Origin of the sequence: Brevibacterium sp. 'Marine' (assembly GCF_012844365.1) — a bacterium.
In the GTDB taxonomy this organism is placed as follows: Bacteria; Actinomycetota; Actinomycetes; order Actinomycetales; family Brevibacteriaceae; genus Brevibacterium.
The window spans coordinates 3607292-3623178 of the sequence record NZ_CP051626.1 but is presented as its reverse complement, the minus strand read 5'-3'; the positions used below and the strand labels follow the sequence as shown (position 1 = coordinate 3623178).

Here is a 15887-nt window from a genome sequence, read left to right as displayed (position 1 = left end):
CAGTTCAGAGCAGCGGCCGCTGGGTGCTGCGTTCCTCCTCGTAAGCGGCGCGGGCGTCCCGTGTGTCGGCCATCGTCGAGGAGGCGGCGACGGGCACGTCCCACCAGCCTTCGCCGTCGGGGGCGTAGACCAGGGGATCGGAATTGATGTGGATGAGCGTCGAGGTATCGGCGGCACGGGCCGCTTCGACCGCCTCGGCGAGGCGGGTGCTCGCGGACGGTCCGGGGTCGATCTCGACGACGTCGATGCCGTAGGAGCGGGCGTTCGCGGCGAGGTCGACCGGCAGGATCTCGTCGGTGCGGAACTCGGGCGAATCGGCGTCGTGCTTGCGGTACCAGGTGCCGAAGCGCGGGGCGCCGACGGTCTCGGACAGGTGTCCGATCGAGGCGTACCCGTGGTTCTGGACGAGGACGACGATGAGTTTGAGGCCCTCGGCCACCGCGGTGACGAGCTCCGTGTGGAGCATGAGGTAGGAGCCGTCACCGACCATGACGACGACGTCCCGATCATCGCTCGCGGCGTCGATGGCCCTCCGCACACCCAGTCCTCCGGCGATCTCATAGCCCATGCATGAGAACGCGTATTCGACGTGGTAGCCGAGCGCATCGCGGGTCCGCCAGAGCTTCTGCAGGTCACCGGGCAGTGAGCCGGCGGCTTGGACGACGACGTCGCGGGCGCCCGTGGCGCGGTTGACGGCGCCGATGATCTCGGGCTGGCCCGGCAGATCGGCGTCAGTGGGTGCGGTGGAGGCGTCGACCTCGGCGACCCAGTTCGCCTTCTCCGTCCTAACGCTCCGTGCGTGTTCGGGTCCGACCCGGAAGTCGCCGAGGCGCTCGTGCAGTCCCAGCAGACCGGCCCGGGCATCGGCGACGAGCGGGTGCCGGCTGCCGTGCTTGTACGCGTCGAAGCCCGTGACGTTGAGATTGACGAAGCTGACGTCCGGATTGGTGAAGGCCGTGCGGCTCGAGGTCGTGAAGTCGCTGTAGCGGGTGCCGATTCCGATGATGACATCCGCCGAGGCGGCGATGCGGTTGGCCGCGGCCGATCCCGTGGCGCCGACCCCGCCGAGGTTGAGCGGATGATCGTGATCGAGCACTCCGCCGCCTGCCTGAGTGGTGGCCACGGGAATGCCGGTCGCCTCCGCGAAGGCGCGCAGTTCGTTCTCGGCGTCGGAGTAGAGGACCCCGCCGCCGGCGATGATGAGCGGTTCTTCCGCGTTCCGGATCGCCTCGACTGCACGGTCGAGTGGGCCGGGTTCGGGCAGCGGTCGGCGAATGTGCCAGTCGCGTTCGGTGAGGAACTCGTCGGGGACCTCGATGAGCTCGGCCTGGACATCCTCGGGCAGGGCGATGGTCACGGCACCGGTCTCGGCAGGGTCGGTGAGCACGCGCATTGCGGCCAGGGCGCAGGAGAAGAGCTGCTCGGGACGATCGACCCGGTCGAAGAATCGGGAGAGCGGGCGGAACGCATCCGTGACCTGCAGCGACGTGTCGTGAGGGTGCTCAAGCTGTTGGAGGACGGGATCGGCGACGCGGGTGGCGAAGGTGTCCGAGGGCAGCAGGAGAACCGGCATCCGGTTCGCTGTGGCCAAGGCCGCGCCGGTGAGCATGTTCGCGGCACCGGGACCCACCGAGGCGGCCGCCGCGAAGGTCGAACGGCGGCGGTTCATCCGGGCGTAGCCGACGGCCTGGTGGACCATGGCCTGTTCGTTGCGGCCCTGGTGATAGGGCATGGCGGCAGGGTCCTCATGGCCGAGTTGGCGCAGGGCCTGGCCGATGCCCGCGACATTGCCGTGACCGAAGATGCCGAACGTGCCGGCGATCGTCCGCTGCCGGATATCACCGTCGACGGTGTACTGGCGCGACAGGAAGGTCATGAGAGCCTGCGCGACGGTCATCGTGGTCATGTCACTTCTCCTTCGAAGTTTCGGAATTCGCGGCCGATCCGGCGGAATCGCCGGTGTAGGGCAGGCGGGAGTCGAACTCGAGGTCTTCCCACTCATCGCGGACCCACCCGTGGGCGGGATCGTCGCTGATGAGCCACACGCGTTCCGCGTCGGGCCCGGCCATGACGTTGAGGTAGTAGTTGTCGTAGCCCGGCGCGGCGGCGAGCGGCCCGTGGTAGCCGTAGGGCACGAGCGCAATGTCGCCGCTGCGCACCGTCGCCGAGGTGGTGATCTCCCCCGCACCCGACGAATAGGTCGAGAACAGCGAGAACGGATCGGCCGCCTCGGGGGCGTTCGATCCGCGAGAGACCGCAGTCTCGAAGTAGTAGATCTCCTCGAGTCGGGATTCGGAGCCGGGAATCGCCTCGTCGTGCTTGTGCGGAGGATAGGACGACCAGTTGCCGCCGGGAGTGATGACCTCGCAGGCGATGATCTTCACGCAGTCGAGTCCGGCCGGGGTGGCGAAGTTGTGGACCTGACGACTCGAGATGCCCGATCCGCGCAGTTCGACGGGGACCTCGGCGGCGGGCAGGAACTGTACAGGACGAGCCTCGGTGGTGGGCGCCTCGGCGATGGCGATCCGACCGGCGGCGGAGCTCACGCTCGCGTGTGCCCCGGTGGGCAGGTAGAGGCAGTCGGCGGGACCGTGGAAGACCGAGGCCCGACCGGTCAGCGACTGGCCGCCGGTGGTGCCGTCGGACAGGGTGTAGTCGACGGTGAAGGACTCACCGGCAAGGGGGACGAAGACCCGTTCGACCGCGGCGGCCGGCAGGTCGATGGAGGTGGGGTTGGCGTCGCCCAAGGTCACGGATCGGAATCCGGTGTGCGCCCAGCCGTCGATGGCGGCGTCGACGACGGAGTCGAAGCCCTCGTGTGCGAGGCTTCCCGCAGGGTGGAACCATTCGTTGATCATGTTTCAGATCTTCTCCTGTCCGTGCACGAGCGCGGCGGCGCGGTCGACGGCCGAGACGACGTCGCCGTCGGCGGGGTAGATGATGGAGCGGCCGATGACGAGCCCGCGGACTCCGGGCAGCGCGAGCGCGTCCGCCCAGCTGCGGAAGGTCGCCTCTGGGTCGTTCGAGCGTTCGCCGCCGAGAAGGAGGGTGGGCAGCGTTGTCGCGGCCATGACCCGTTCCATGTCGTCGACGACGGGGATCTTCAGCCACGTGTGCGTCGACGTCGCACCGAGGCCCTGGGCGATGCCGATCGAGTTGATGACGGCTTCGGGGGTCAGCTGGTTGCGGACCCTGCCGTCGACCCACTCGTTCATGAACGGTTCGAGCATGACCGGCAGGTTCGCCTCGGCGCAGGCATCGACGGCGCGGGCATTGGCTTCGAGCGCCGAGGCGGTCGCCGGGTCGCCGAGGTTGATCCGCAGCAGCGTCTTCGCCAGGTCGATTCCGTCGCGGGCCATTTGGTCGACGGTGTGGCCGGTGAAGCGGTCGTCGATCTCGAAGCTCGATCCGGCGAGTCCGCCGCGGTTCATCGAGCCGACGGCGAGCTTGCCCTCGAGGTGGCCGAGGAAGGCGAGGTCGTCGAGGATCTCGGCAGTGGCGAGGACCCCATCGACGCCGGGGCGGGACAGGGCTGTGGCCAGTCGCGTGACGAGGTCGGCGCGGTCGGCCATGGCCAGGGCGTCGTCGCCGACCTTCATCGCCCCGCGGGCCGGGTGGTCGGCGGCGACGATGAAGAGGCGGGAATCCTCGCCCGCGATGCTTCGGCGGGAGCGGGACTGCCATGCGCGGGTGATCGCACCGGGATCGGCGAAGCGAGCTTCGCGCAGTTCTGCGATGGCATCGGCGGCGATGATCGGTGAAGTGGTCACTGTTGGGCTCCCTTCGCGCCGGCCGCGACGGCGGGGGAGGTGGGCTCGCCGATGACAGAGGTGATCTCCTCGGTGGTCGGCATGGCCGTCGAACATTCGCGGCGGGTGGCTACGATGGCGCCTGCGACATTCGCGAAGCGCAACAGGTATTCGAGGTCCCAGCCGGCCAGCAGGCCCCGGCACAGGGCTCCGCCGAATCCGTCTCCGGCGCCGAGACCGTTGATGACGTCGACGGGGTAGGGCGGGACTTCGACCCGTTCATCGGCGGTCTTCGCGAGCACGCCCTTCGGGCCCTGCTTGACGATCGCGAGTTCGACTCCGCGATCGAGCAGGGCATCGGCGGCGCGTTCGGGCTCGGTCTCTCCGACGGCGATCTCGCACTCCTCGCGATTGCCCACGGCCACGGTGACGTGCTCGAGGGCACGGGCCACCTCGGTGTGGGCGATCTCCGGGGACTCCCAGAACATCGGACGGTAGTCGAGGTCGAGGACGGTGTGCCCGGCGCGCTTCCGCGCCGCCCACGCGGCATGGTGGGTGTCGCGGCTGGGTTCGACGCTCAGCCCGGTGACGGTGGCCCAGAAGATCTTCGCCGAGGAGGTCTGCTCGCGGTCGAGGTCCGCCTCGGTGAGGTCGAGGTCCGGGGCTTTCGGGTCGCGGTAGAAGTAGAGCGGGAAATCATCGGGTGGGAAGATCTCGCAGAAGGTCACTGGGGTGTTGAAGTTCGGGTTCGTGGTCACCCAGCGGTTGTCGACGCCGAGGCGGGCGACCTCACCGCGCAGGTACCGACCGAAGGGATCGTCGCCGGTGGCGGTGATGACGGCCGAGTCGACCCCATGCCTGGCAGCAGCGACCGCGACGTTTGTGGCCGATCCGCCGAGGTACTTGCCGAAGGTCTCGACCTCTTCGAGGCCGACTGCGTCCTGGAGGGGGTAGATGTCGACGCCGATGCGGCCGATCGTGATGAGGTCGAACGGTTCGGTGCGAGGAGCCGGAGTCGGCGAGGAGGTCATGGTGGGCCATCCTTCTCTACGGCGGCGATGCCGTTGCGGGTATTTGTTAGGACAAAGTATTTGTCATGACAATAGCACTGATCGTGTGCCCCGTCACCCCCTGTGGAGAAAAACTCGGGAGATGATGCCGTCGGCGGGCGAGCGGACGGTGCGGTCGATCGCGGTGTGGGCGGGACCTGGGCAGCTATGGCACTGAAAGCGCAGTGAGTGTGGACCTGGTGGCGAAAGGAACAGCAGGCACCGAAGGTCGTCTGCGGCCGGAGCGCGTGGGCTCCGGGAGGCAGTCGAGCTCAGCGAGAGACGAGGGTCGTCTCGAAGGAGTAGAGGTCGGGCCGGTAGCAATGGTCGCCCCACTCGATGATGCCGCCGGAATGGTCGAGCGCGGTGCGATTCATCGTCAGCAGCGGTGAGCCCGGATCGATCTCGAGCAGATCGGCCTCCGTCGAGTCGGCGGCCTTCGCCCCGATCCGCTGCTGCGCGATCGAGAAGACGACCCCGCGTGACCGCAGGGTCTCGTACAGTCCGGTGCTCACGAGCTCGTCGGCGGTGATGTCGGTGAAGGGAGCGGGCAGCACATTGTGCAGCACCGCCAGGGGCGTCGTCCCGACGAGCCGCAGTCGTCTCAGGTGGAGGCTGGGGGCGCCGACGGGAACTCCCAGCCGTTCGGCCGTTTCCGGATCGGCGGCCTCGACGCGGTGGGACAGGACGACGGTCGAGGGCGGGTTTCCGGACTTCTCGAGGTCCTCATAGAGGCTGGTGAGGTCGACCGGTCGGGCGACCGGTCGTTGGATGACCTGGGTGCCGATCCCGCGGCGACGCACGAGCAGGCCTTTGTCGACGAGGTCCTGAATGGCCTGTCGGATGGTCGGCCGCGACAGGCCGATCCGCTTGGCCATGGCGACCTCGTTCTCGAGGCGGGTTCCGGCCACAAGTGACCCGGTCGCGATGGCGGCCTCGAGCTTCCGGGCGATCTGGACATAGAGAGGCACGGCTCCGGGGGAGCGGTCGAGGGGACCGAAGAACTCTGCGGGGAGTTCGGTCTCGGGTTCGCGTGCCATGGGCTCCTGCCTCGTCGGGGATCTGTGGTTCGAGCTTACTCGGCCGAGCGGCGCCCGGGGGCGGTGACCCGCGCAGGTCACCGCCCCGGAACTGTCCGTGACACGCAGGCCGTGCGGTCGCACTGCCGCGGCCGGGCGCGGTAGTGCGCGGACTGCGCTGCCTGCGCTGCCTGCGCGGCCGTGTCGGTCAGCCCGCGGACGGCACGGTGCGTGCGGCCGTGAGCAGCACCTCGGCGGCGGTTTCGAGTCCTTCGATCCGGCCGAGCGCTTCGTCCTCGTGCTCGATGTGCACGGCCATGTTCGGATCGACGCGGGCCAGGGCGGCGACGAACCGATTCCAGAAGTCCTGGTCATGGCCTTTGCCGAGTGCCACGAAGTCCCAGGCCGAGCCTTTCGGCCAGGCGCTGATCGCCGCTCCGCCGCGGATGTTCGTGATCCGGTCCCCGGTGAAGCGGGTGTGGCGGTCGTCGAGGACGCCGTGGATCGTTGCCGCCTCGTTGATGCGCACGTCCTTGGCTGCCGCGTGGACGACGAGCTCGCCGAGGTGGTCGACGGCTGCGACGGGATCGATGCCCTGCCAGAACAGGTGGGAGGGGTCCATCTCCGCACCGACATTCGTCGCGCCGATCGTCTCGACGAGTCGTTCGAGGGTGGCTGGATTGAACACGAGGTTGTGCGGGTGCATCTCGATGGCGATCTGCACGCCGTTGTCCGCGGCGAGGCGATCGAGCTCGCGCCAGACCGGGGTCGCGGTCTCCCACTGGGCGTCGCGGACGTCGAGGTACGACGACTCCCACGGGTTGACGATCCAGGTCGGCACGGCGGCGGAGGAATCGGCGCCGGGCAGACCCGACATCGTCACCACGCGGGTCTGGCCGAGGCGGTTGGCGACCTTGATGGCCCGCTCGATATCGGAAAGCGTCGGGGGACCGATCTCCGGATTCGGGTGGAGAGGGTTGCCGTTGGCATTGAGTCCTGCCAGCTCGACCCCCGCCTCGGCGAAGGTGCCGAGGTACTCGTCTCGGGCATCGTCCGAGGTGAGGATGTCATTGATCGTGGGCATGTGGATGGGCGGGAGGAATCCGCCGACGTTGATCTCGGCCGCATCGAGACCGAGATCTCTGATGACCTTGAGGGCTTCGGGCAGCGGGCGGTCGTGGAGGATCGCCGTGTAGACGCCGTATTTCATGCTGTGACTTCCTTCGTGGTTCCGTTGTCGTTGGCTGAGGCGATGACCGCGTCGCGGATCTGGAGTGCGTGCAGGCCGTCGGAGAAATGCGCACAGCGTGGCAGCGATTCGGCTTCGGGGCGGCCGGCGACCTCGTCGAGGAAGGCGCGGGCCTGGAAGGTGAAGCCGTCGTTCTGACCGACTCCGACGCCCGGGGCGGCCATGGGCAGACCGGTGGCGATGTAGGGGTGTTCGGGGCCGAGCTGGATCGTTGTCAGCCCGGTCGCTGCGGCACCATCGATGCTCTGATTGAGCACGATCTGACCGGGGAAGCGGAAGTCGAAGCTGGCCGAGCCGCCTTTGCAGAAGACCTCGACGCCGAGGCTGTTGGGGTGACCGGCGGCGATGCGCGAGACCTGGAGGATGCCGGATCCGGTCGGGAATTCGACTCCGAAGCCGGCGTAGTCGTCGTTGCCGACGGGTTCGTATTCGTCGCTGACCTCGACGTGGTCGTGGCCGACGACGTGGCCGAGCGGCAGCGGGCGGGAGGTGATCGCTGTGTGGAAGCGTCCGCCGGAGACCGAATGGATGGGGCCGGCGAGGAATTCGACGGTGTCGGTGAGGTGGCTGCCGACATCGGCCAGTGCGCCGGTGCCGAGTGCTCCTTTGTAGCGCCAGCTCATCGGAGCGGTGGGGGAGCACGCGTAGTCCGCCCAGTACCACGCGTTGATGTGGCTGACGGGTCCGAGCGTCCCGTCGTCGATGAGGTCGCGGATCGCGGCCAGCCCGGGAGCACGCCGGAAGGTGAAGCCGAGTCGGGCGATCGAGTCGGCGTTCTCGGCGGCTGCGACCATGGCGCGGGCGTCATCGACGGTGTCGGTCAGAGGCTTTTCGCAGAGGACGTGCTTGCCGGCGGCGAGGAGCGCTTCGACGATCTCCTTGTGGAAGGAGTTCGCGACGACGACGCTGACGATGTCGATGTCGTCGGCGTCGACGATGTCGTGCCAATCCGTGTCATGGCGAGAGTAGCCGTACCGGGCGGCGGTCGCGGCGGCGAGATCGCCGGCGATGTCACAGACGGAGACGAGTTCGATCTCCGGCAGCTCGCCTGTGCCTGCTGTGGGGGCAGCGCGCCAGGCCGACGCGTGGGCGCGGCCGGCCATTCCGGCTCCGATGACAGCGATTCCGAGGCGCTGCGGCATGATGATTCTCCTTCGAATGCAGGGTTGGGGCCATCCACCACGCTACAGGCAAATTTGTCAGGTCAAAAGATGTAATTCAGATTAATTTGTTAGGACATGGCAATCATGTCGGGTGGTGGCGATGGTCATCGGGTTGCGAGCACGGCCTCGCGCTGTTCGGGCGAGAGTCGTTTGACGGCTTCGCGGATCGTCACCCCGGAGGCACGGTGGGCGCGCGGGAGGATCCAGTCGAAGACAAGGTCGGGGCGTGTGCGTGCGGTGTCGCGCAGAACCCAGCCGATGGCCTTGCGGATGAAGAACTCCTTCTCCTCGAGCATCGCCTCGGCGAAACGGGAGAACCGGTCGAAGTCGCCGCGGCCCTGTCGCAGCGGAACCAGGTGCGCCAGCAGGGCCGAGCGGCGGATCCAAAAGTCCTCATCGCTCGCCCAGCGCTCGAGAATGGGGTCGAAAGCAGCATCCCGCTCGCTCAACGGCCCGACGAGATCCCCGGCCAGGGGGTCGACAAGGGCCCACGTCTTCGCTTCGCGCAGCAGGTCTTCAATGAAGTCCGCATCCCCGGCGCCGAGGCGGTCCTGCGACTGGATGAGCACCATCGTGGCCGCGGCGCGACGCTCGTGGACAGGTGGGTGGTTCCCGGTTGACCCGCCGTCCGTCAGTTCGGTGCTGCCGGCTGAGTCATCTGACGACGTCGGCGCGGCCCAGAGGAGCCGGGCAAGCTCGATGACCTCGTCGTGGTCCAGCGCCGTCCCGCGCAGTGACGTCCGCACGATGGCTCGGGTGTCCGGGACGCTCACTCCGTAATGGAGGAGTTCGCTCTTGAGGTAGGCCTTTTCCTTCTGGGCGCGTTCGCTGCCGCCTCGGGCGCGCAGTTCTCGGTCGACCGCCTCGGCGAGAGTCTGGAAGTTGTGCCGGGAATCGGAGGTCATGGAACGAATCATTCCACGGTCGCACCGCACCGCACCGCATCGTGCGGGCGCGGACGCGGGCACTGCAGCTCGCGGTGAATGCGAAACGGCCGGCAGGCGGACTCCGTCGATCGCGATGATCGTGGAGCCGTCTGCCGGCCGTTCTCTGTTCTCAACCGGAGGCCGCGAGTCTCATGCTGCGCAGTGTCTCCGGAAGTCTTTCACCATCCGGTGCGGACGGGGCTCAGCCCGACCGGCACCGGCGTCGGGCGCGGGCCTCAGTCCGTTCCCGCGTCGAAGGCGGCGGACAGGCCTGCGCGGTCGCTGGCCTCGTCGACGTCGACGGTGGAGTTCGCGATCTCGTCGGCGCCACCGGCCTCCAGCGAACCCACGAGCTCCGAGGTCGGACCGGACACGATGCCCATGGCCGCGTACTGCTCGAGGCGGGCGCGCGAATCGGCGATGTCGAGGTTGCGCATGGTCATCTGGCCGATGCGGTCCTCGGGGCCGAAGGCGGCGTCGCCCACGCGCTCCATCGACAGCTTCTCCGGGTGGTAGGACAGGTTCGGGCCTTCGGTGTTGACGATCGTGTAGTCGTCACCGCGGCGCAGGCGCAGGGTGACCTCGCCGGTGATCGCCGAGGCGACCCACCGCTGCATGGACTCACGCAGCATGAGCGACTGCGGGTCGAGCCAGCGGCCCTCGTACATCCGGCGACCGAGGCGGCGGCCCTCTTCGTGGTAGAGGGCGATGGTGTCCTCGTTGTGGATGGCGTTGAGCAGACGTTCGTACGTCACGTGCAGCAGGGCCATGCCGGGGGCCTCGTAGATGCCGCGGGACTTCGCCTCGATGATCCGGTTCTCGATCTGGTCGGACACGCCGAGTCCGTGGCGGCCGCCGATCTCGTTGGCCTTGAAGACCAGGGCAACGGGGTCGTCGAAGACTTCGCCGTTGATGGCGACGGGGCGGCCGGCCTCGAAGCGAACGGAGACCTCTTCCGATTTGACCTCGACGTCATCGCGCCAGGCGGCGACGCCCATGATCGGCTCGACGATGTCGAGTCCGGCGTCGAGGAACTCCAGGGTCTTCGCCTCGTGTGTGGCGCCCCAGATGTTCGCATCCGTCGAGTAGGCCTTCTCGGCCGAATCCCGGTAGGGGTAGCCGTGCTCGACGAGCCATTCGCTCATCTCCTGCCGGCCGCCGAGCTCGTCGACGAACTCCGAGTCGAGCCAGGGCTTGTAGATGCGCAGCTTCGGGTTGGCCATGAGGCCGTACCGGTAGAACCGCTCGATGTCGTTGCCCTTGTAGGTCGAGCCGTCGCCCCAGATGTCGACGCCGTCTTCCTTCATGGCGCGCACCAGCATGGTTCCGGTGACGGCGCGGCCCAGCGGGGTGGTGTTGAAGTAGGTCTTGCCGCCGGAGCGGACGTTGAACGCACCGCACTGGAGGGCGACGAAGCCCTCTTCGACGAGCAGACGCTTGGCGTCGACGAAGCGAGCGATTTCGGCGCCGTATTCCTTGGCGCGCTCGGTCACCGACTCCAGGTCGGGCTCATCGTACTGGCCGATGTCGGCCGTGTACGTGCACGGGATGGCGCCCTTGTGGCGCATCCACGCGACCGCGCAGGAGGTGTCCAGTCCGCCGGAGAAGGCGATTCCAACGTGCTCACCGACTGGGAGCGAAGACAGTACTTTCGACATGGCACCAGCGTAACGGCATTCCCCGCCGAATGTCGAATGGTTATGCATTGGAATGTATTTTTATGTGCTCAGGGTGGGTGAGGCGATGGAATCTCGCCGAGGCGGCCCCGCCGATTGCTATCGTGAACAGGTGACGAATCCTCCCGCACCTCAGTTCACTGTCCGCGCCGAGACATCCGGTGACATCGACACGATCCACGCGCTGACCGCGGCCGCTTTCGGCCAGGTTGACGAGGCGGAGCTCGTCGACGCCCTCCGCGGATCTGGCAATGGGGTCGAGGGCTTGTCGTTCGTCGGCGTTCTCGATGGTGAGGTCATCGCCCACGCCATGCTCTCCCGGTGTTTTGTCGGCGAGGCTCCCGGGGTCTGCCTTGCGCCCTGTTCTGTGTGGCCCGAGCATCAGCGTACCGGTGTCGGCACCGCCGTCATCGAGGCGCTGCTGGCCGAGGCTGCCCGCCGCGGGGAGGCATTCGCCGTGGTCCTCGGCCACGCCGAGTACTACCCGCGCTTCGGGTTCACACCGGCCTCGGGCTTCGGCATCACCCTGCACGTCGACGTTCCCGACGAGGCGCTCATGGCGATGTCGTTGGCTGGCGAGGTGCCCGCGGGTGCCCTGGCCTTCGCGCCAGAGTTCGGCGTCTGATCCGGGGCCGCCGCGCCTCACCCCGTTCGCCGGAAGGATCCACGCCCGCCCCCGCGCCACCTACTGCTTCGCGCGGTGGGTGCGGATCGCCTCGGCGACGGCGATGGCGTCACCTTCGGGGGCGTCGGACTTCCGATCCGGACGTGCCGTGAACAGGTAGATGAATCCGGCGACAAGCACGACGACCAGACCGATGAGCACGATCCAGTCGGCGAAGAACGATCCGGAGTCGCCGGGCAGCGAGAGCAGGACCATCGCGAAGATGCCGTACGCCAAGGCCGCGATGTTGACGACCATGCCCCAGCCTCCCAGCGACCACGGCCCCGCCGGCTTCCACCCCTTGACCCTCTGCCGCAGCGCCCCGAGGACGACCATCTGGAAGGCGAGGTAGATGCCGAGGATGGCGAACGAGGTCACGGCGACGAGGATTCCGTCGTTGAACCAGATGAGCACGCAGATCAGGGCGGGTGCCGTGCAGGCGACGATGAGTGCATTGTGTGGGATCTTCGTCCCGTCGGTGACCTTCGACAGCCACGTGTGCCCGGGCATCATTCCGTCGCGGGCGAAGCTGAAGATCAGCCTCGATGCAGCGGCCTGCAGGCTGAGCACACACGAGATGAACGCGAGGATCGCAACGAGCAGGAAGATCTTCGCACCGACATCGCCGAGGCTGCCGGCGAGGATCGCGGGAATCGGGTCGGCGACCTCGCCGGCGACGATCTCCTCGAGATTCGGTGCCGCGAGCACATATCCGCCGAAGGAGAACAGCGCAGAGATCGCCCCGACGAAGATCGTCATGAGCATCGCCTTCGGAATGCCGCGGGCCGGATTCGACACTTCCTCGGCGACGTCACCGCACGCTTCGAAACCGTAGAAGAGGAAGAGCCCAGCGACTGCGGCTCCCATGAAGACGGGCAGGTAGCTGCCGTCACCGGCGGTTCCCATGGTGTCGAAGAAGACGGAGAAGCTGTGCTTGCGTTCGAAGATGAGCAGGAACAGGCCGAGCCCGATGACGCCGATGAGTTCGGCGAAGAGGCCGATGCGCGCGATGCGGGCCAACCATTTCGTGCCCGAGAAGTTGATCGCCAAGGCCAGCACCAGCAGTCCCAGGCCGAGGAACAGAGTGGAGTTGCGGCTGAGTTCGAGGCCGAAGAGGCTTGCGAGGAACCCGGCACCGAACTCCGCCACCGAGGTGATCGTGACGATGAGCGCGCAGATGTAGATCCATGCGGCCATCCAGGCATACCGCTTGCTCCACAGCCGCCTCGCCCATGGGTAGATTCCACCGGCGATGGGGAATTGGGAGACGACCTCCCCGAAGACGAGGGCGACGAGCAGCTGCCCGCAGGCAACGATGACGATCCACCAGATCGAGGGCGGACCACCGGTCGACAGTGCGACGGCCAGCAGCGAATAGACGCCGACGAGCGGGGAGAGATAGGTGAAGCCGAGAGCGAAGTTCGCCCACGGGCTCATCGACCGCTCGAACGAGTCACCGTAGCCGAGGACGGCGAGGTGATCGGAATCGGAGAGATGGCCATCGGCACGATTGCCGGCGGAGGTGCGAGCGCCCGCGGGATGGTGGGCATTCGAGGGGAGATCGGACATGATGCAGTTCCTTCATTCGAATCGTCGTTGATTCCGTACTGTTCGCATCGTATCTCCGATTCTCACCTGCGGAAGCGTTCTCGTCCGTGCGGCTGATCGCGATTTCCGCCTCGCGGCGGAGGTGCCGGGCGACCGCGAGTCATAGCGTGGAATCACAGGCACGGATCACCGTCGAACCGGTGGACACAGTGCAGGAACGAGGAGGAATCGTGAATACGCAGACGCACACTCAGGCAGGATTCGCCGAGGCGACCGGACCGACCGAGCCATCACCTCAGCCCGCTGTCCAACCCCACCCGCCCGGAACGACGGATTCCATGCCTGGTCCTGCCGCCTCGGCGATGGATGGATCGCACACCCCCACCGAGGAGGTCGACGCGAAAGGGCGACCACTCGCCGTCGTGCCCTCCCGGGTCCCGTGGCTCGAGATCGGCATCTTCGCTGTCATCGCCTTCGGCCTCGCGTGGCTGGCCTGCCTGCCGCTGTGGACTTCGGGCGAGGGCATCAGCGACCCGCTCGCCGTGACGGTCTTCGGCGGGCTCATGATGTTCACACCTCTGGTCGCCAGCATCATCGCCTCCATCGTCCAGCGCCGCCGCGCCCGTGCCAGGGGAGAGGTCTTGGCCAGCGCTCCGCGCTACTTCGGCTTCTGGCCGTTGCGTCCCTTCGGTCGAGTCATCGGAGTGACCGTCGCGGCCTTCTTCGGCATCATGGTTCTCGTCGTCCTCGGCTATCTGGTCAGCGCTGCGTTCGGTTGGCTCACGCTCGACCTCACCGGGCTGTCCGCGTTCAAGGAACAATTGGCCACACTCCCGGGTATGGAGTCGGTGCCGATTGCGGTCGCTATCCTCGGATATCTGCTGCTCATGCTCGCAGGCTCGGTATCCAATTGCTTCGTCACGATCGGTGAGGAATTCGGCTGGAGGGGATGGCTGCTCACCAGTCTCCGTCCCCTGGGCACCTGGCCTGCTCTGCTCATCGTCGGCGTGGTTTGGGGTCTGTGGCATGCACCGCTCATCCTGCTCGGCTACAACTTCAACCGCCCCGACATCACCGGTCTGGGACTCATGGTCGGCGGCTGCATTATGGTCGGCATCCTCTTCGGGTGGCTGCGCCTGCGCACCGGATCCGTGTGGCCGGCCGTCTTCGCCCACGCCGCACTCAACGGATCCACCGGCATGTTGCTGGCCTTGGTCATCGATGCGGGGGCCTCGACTCCCGACCCTGCGCTCATGACTCTCCTCGGGGTTTCGGGTTGGATCGTCTCCGCTGTCGTCATCGCCACACTCGTTCTGACGGGGCAGTTCCGGAAGCAGCCGGAGCTGGGGATCAAGAAGGCTACCCCCGCCGCACCTGATCCCCGGCAGACCGTCTGATCACCATCGAAATATGACGCCGGGGCCGGCCTCGAAATTGAGGCCCGGCCCCGGCGTCCGTTAGGCTCAGAAACCCCATAGACCTAAGGAGTCTTTTGTGATTTTTGGCCCATCATTGCTGCAGACGGCAGGACGCATGCTCACCGCACCGATCTTCATCACCGGCGGACTCTCGGCTGTGAAGGATCCTGCGGGCAAGGCGGCGATGGCCGAATCGACCCTGGACGCCATCCGTGAATACGTGCCCGGACTTCCCGACGACAACGAACTGCTCGTGCGCATCAACGGCGGAGTGCAGATCCTCGCCGGTGCCACCCTGCTGCTCGGCATCAAGCCGAAGCTTTCGGCACTGGCGCTCGCAGGCTCCCTCATCCCGACCACGCTTGCCGGACACTCCTTCTGGGAGATGGAAGGCGGAGACGCGAAGGCCCACCAGACCCAGTTCTCGAAGAACCTCGCCGCACTCGGCGGACTGCTCCTCATCGCCGGAGACAGTGACAACACCAAGGCCATCGAGAAGGCCGCCAAGAAGGCCGCGAAGAAGGCCGAGAAGCGCGCCCTCAAGCAGGCCTGAGGTCCGTGATGGGCTCTGCGCTCGAAGTTGCGGACGATCCGTGCGGACAAACTCGGTGAATTTCAGCACAGATCGTCCGGATCTCGGCGTTCGCTCAGCGCCTGGCGCGCCCACCACCAGTCGCACCGGCCTTCAACCGAATCCGCCGCACACCTGGAAATCGGCCGGGAAACGCCTATGCTCGAGGCATGGCCAAGGCACTTCTCATCGTCGATGTCCAAAATGACTTCACCGAAGGCGGCGCGCTCGGCGTGACCGGGGGCGACGCCGTCGCCGAAGGCATAAGCGCCCACCTCGACGTGCATGCCGGCGACTATGACGCCGTCATCGCCTCCCGGGACTGGCACGATGCCGACAATGACAACGGCGGGCACTTCAGCGACACCCCGGACTTCGTCGACAGTTGGCCCGTCCACTGCGTCGCCGGCACGACTGGCGCCGAATTCGACCCGCTGCTCGACACCTCGGCCATCACCCGCGAGGTGCGCAAGGGCCAGGGCAAACCCGACTATTCGGCGTTCCAGGGGATCACGGACACGGGGAGCCGCCTCGGCGAGCTTCTCACCGAACTCACCATCACCGAGGTGGACGTCGTCGGCATCGCCACCGACCATTGCGTACGCGCTTCCGCCCTCGATGCGCTGAGCGCGGGACTGAGCGTTCGAGTGCTCACCGACCTCATTGCGGGTGTCGGGGAGGAGACCAGCGCGGCAGCACTCGCGGAGGTCGAGAAGGCGGGGGCCGAGCTCGCCTGAGCCGCTGACTCTCCACCCGTGCCGTAACCTCAGCCGCAAGCATCACTCCAGGTCAGTGCGTTTTCTCCATCGAAAGTTGGAGAACGATTCCGAACTCTTCGGCGATGTGTGTGACTCC

Annotated in this window: 14 protein-coding genes; 4 read left to right on the top strand and 10 right to left on the bottom strand. The window is 67.0% G+C overall.

What is annotated here, in order from left to right; all coding sequences use genetic code 11:
* Nucleotides 1-4: 4 nt before the first annotated feature.
* From iolD to argG, 9 genes are all read right to left on the bottom strand, one after another.
* Nucleotides 5-1906 carry a 3D-(3,5/4)-trihydroxycyclohexane-1,2-dione acylhydrolase (decyclizing) gene (gene iolD / locus HF684_RS16315; RefSeq protein WP_169253330.1) on the bottom strand — a complete coding sequence of 634 codons (1902 nt, stop codon included), beginning with the start codon at nucleotides 1904-1906 and terminating at the stop codon, nucleotides 5-7.
* 1 nt (nucleotide 1907) lies between these two features.
* Nucleotides 1908-2858, bottom strand: a complete 951-nt coding sequence (gene iolB / locus HF684_RS16310; protein ID WP_169253329.1) for a 5-deoxy-glucuronate isomerase — start codon at nucleotides 2856-2858, stop codon at nucleotides 1908-1910.
* 3 nt (nucleotides 2859-2861) lie between these two features.
* Complete coding sequence (locus tag HF684_RS16305; protein WP_248278998.1) at nucleotides 2862-3770, bottom strand: deoxyribose-phosphate aldolase; 909 nt, start codon at nucleotides 3768-3770, stop codon at nucleotides 2862-2864.
* Nucleotides 3767-4780: a 5-dehydro-2-deoxygluconokinase gene (gene iolC, locus HF684_RS16300; RefSeq protein WP_169253328.1), complete on the bottom strand. Its 1014-nt coding sequence runs from the start codon at nucleotides 4778-4780 to the stop codon at nucleotides 3767-3769. The genes HF684_RS16305 and iolC overlap by 4 nt, the downstream gene beginning before the upstream one ends.
* Before the next feature lie 290 nt (nucleotides 4781-5070).
* Entirely contained in the window at nucleotides 5071-5838 is a 768-nt protein-coding gene (locus HF684_RS16295) for a GntR family transcriptional regulator (protein WP_169253327.1), read from the bottom strand.
* 187 nt (nucleotides 5839-6025) lie between these two features.
* The gene (locus HF684_RS16290) at nucleotides 6026-7027 is read right to left on the bottom strand and encodes a sugar phosphate isomerase/epimerase (RefSeq protein ID WP_169253326.1); all 1002 of its coding nucleotides are present in this window, start codon (nucleotides 7025-7027) and stop codon (nucleotides 6026-6028) included.
* Complete coding sequence (locus HF684_RS16285; RefSeq protein ID WP_169253325.1) at nucleotides 7024-8208, bottom strand: Gfo/Idh/MocA family oxidoreductase; 1185 nt, start codon at nucleotides 8206-8208, stop codon at nucleotides 7024-7026. Before HF684_RS16285 ends, HF684_RS16290 begins: the two co-directional genes overlap by 4 nt.
* 125 nt (nucleotides 8209-8333) lie before the next feature.
* Entirely contained in the window at nucleotides 8334-9134 is an 801-nt protein-coding gene (locus tag HF684_RS16280) for a DNA alkylation repair protein (RefSeq protein WP_248278997.1), read from the bottom strand.
* 257 nt (nucleotides 9135-9391) lie between these two features.
* Complete coding sequence (gene argG / locus HF684_RS16275) at nucleotides 9392-10813, bottom strand: argininosuccinate synthase (RefSeq protein ID WP_169253323.1); 1422 nt, start codon at nucleotides 10811-10813, stop codon at nucleotides 9392-9394.
* 130 nt (nucleotides 10814-10943) lie between these two features.
* On the opposite strand from argG, the gene HF684_RS16270 reads away from it, so the two are divergent.
* Complete coding sequence (locus HF684_RS16270; RefSeq protein WP_248278996.1) at nucleotides 10944-11456, top strand: N-acetyltransferase; 513 nt, start codon at nucleotides 10944-10946, stop codon at nucleotides 11454-11456.
* A 60-nt stretch (nucleotides 11457-11516) separates the two neighbouring features.
* On the opposite strand, the gene HF684_RS16265 is transcribed toward HF684_RS16270, so the two are convergent.
* Nucleotides 11517-13064: an APC family permease gene (locus HF684_RS16265; RefSeq protein WP_248278995.1), complete on the bottom strand. Its 1548-nt coding sequence runs from the start codon at nucleotides 13062-13064 to the stop codon at nucleotides 11517-11519.
* Between the two features lie 209 nt (nucleotides 13065-13273).
* Between HF684_RS16265 and HF684_RS16260 the strand changes: the two genes are divergently transcribed.
* From HF684_RS16260 to HF684_RS16250, 3 genes are all read left to right on the top strand, one after another.
* The gene (locus tag HF684_RS16260) at nucleotides 13274-14440 is read left to right on the top strand and encodes a CPBP family intramembrane glutamic endopeptidase (RefSeq protein ID WP_248278994.1); all 1167 of its coding nucleotides are present in this window, start codon (nucleotides 13274-13276) and stop codon (nucleotides 14438-14440) included.
* 97 nt (nucleotides 14441-14537) lie between these two features.
* A complete protein-coding gene (locus HF684_RS16255) occupies nucleotides 14538-15014 on the top strand; it encodes a DoxX family protein (protein ID WP_169253321.1) in 477 nt (158 codons plus the stop codon).
* Nucleotides 15015-15202: 188 nt separating this feature from the next.
* A complete protein-coding gene (locus HF684_RS16250; RefSeq protein ID WP_169253320.1) occupies nucleotides 15203-15769 on the top strand; it encodes an isochorismatase family protein in 567 nt (188 codons plus the stop codon).
* The last annotated feature ends 118 nt before the right edge of the window (nucleotides 15770-15887 follow it).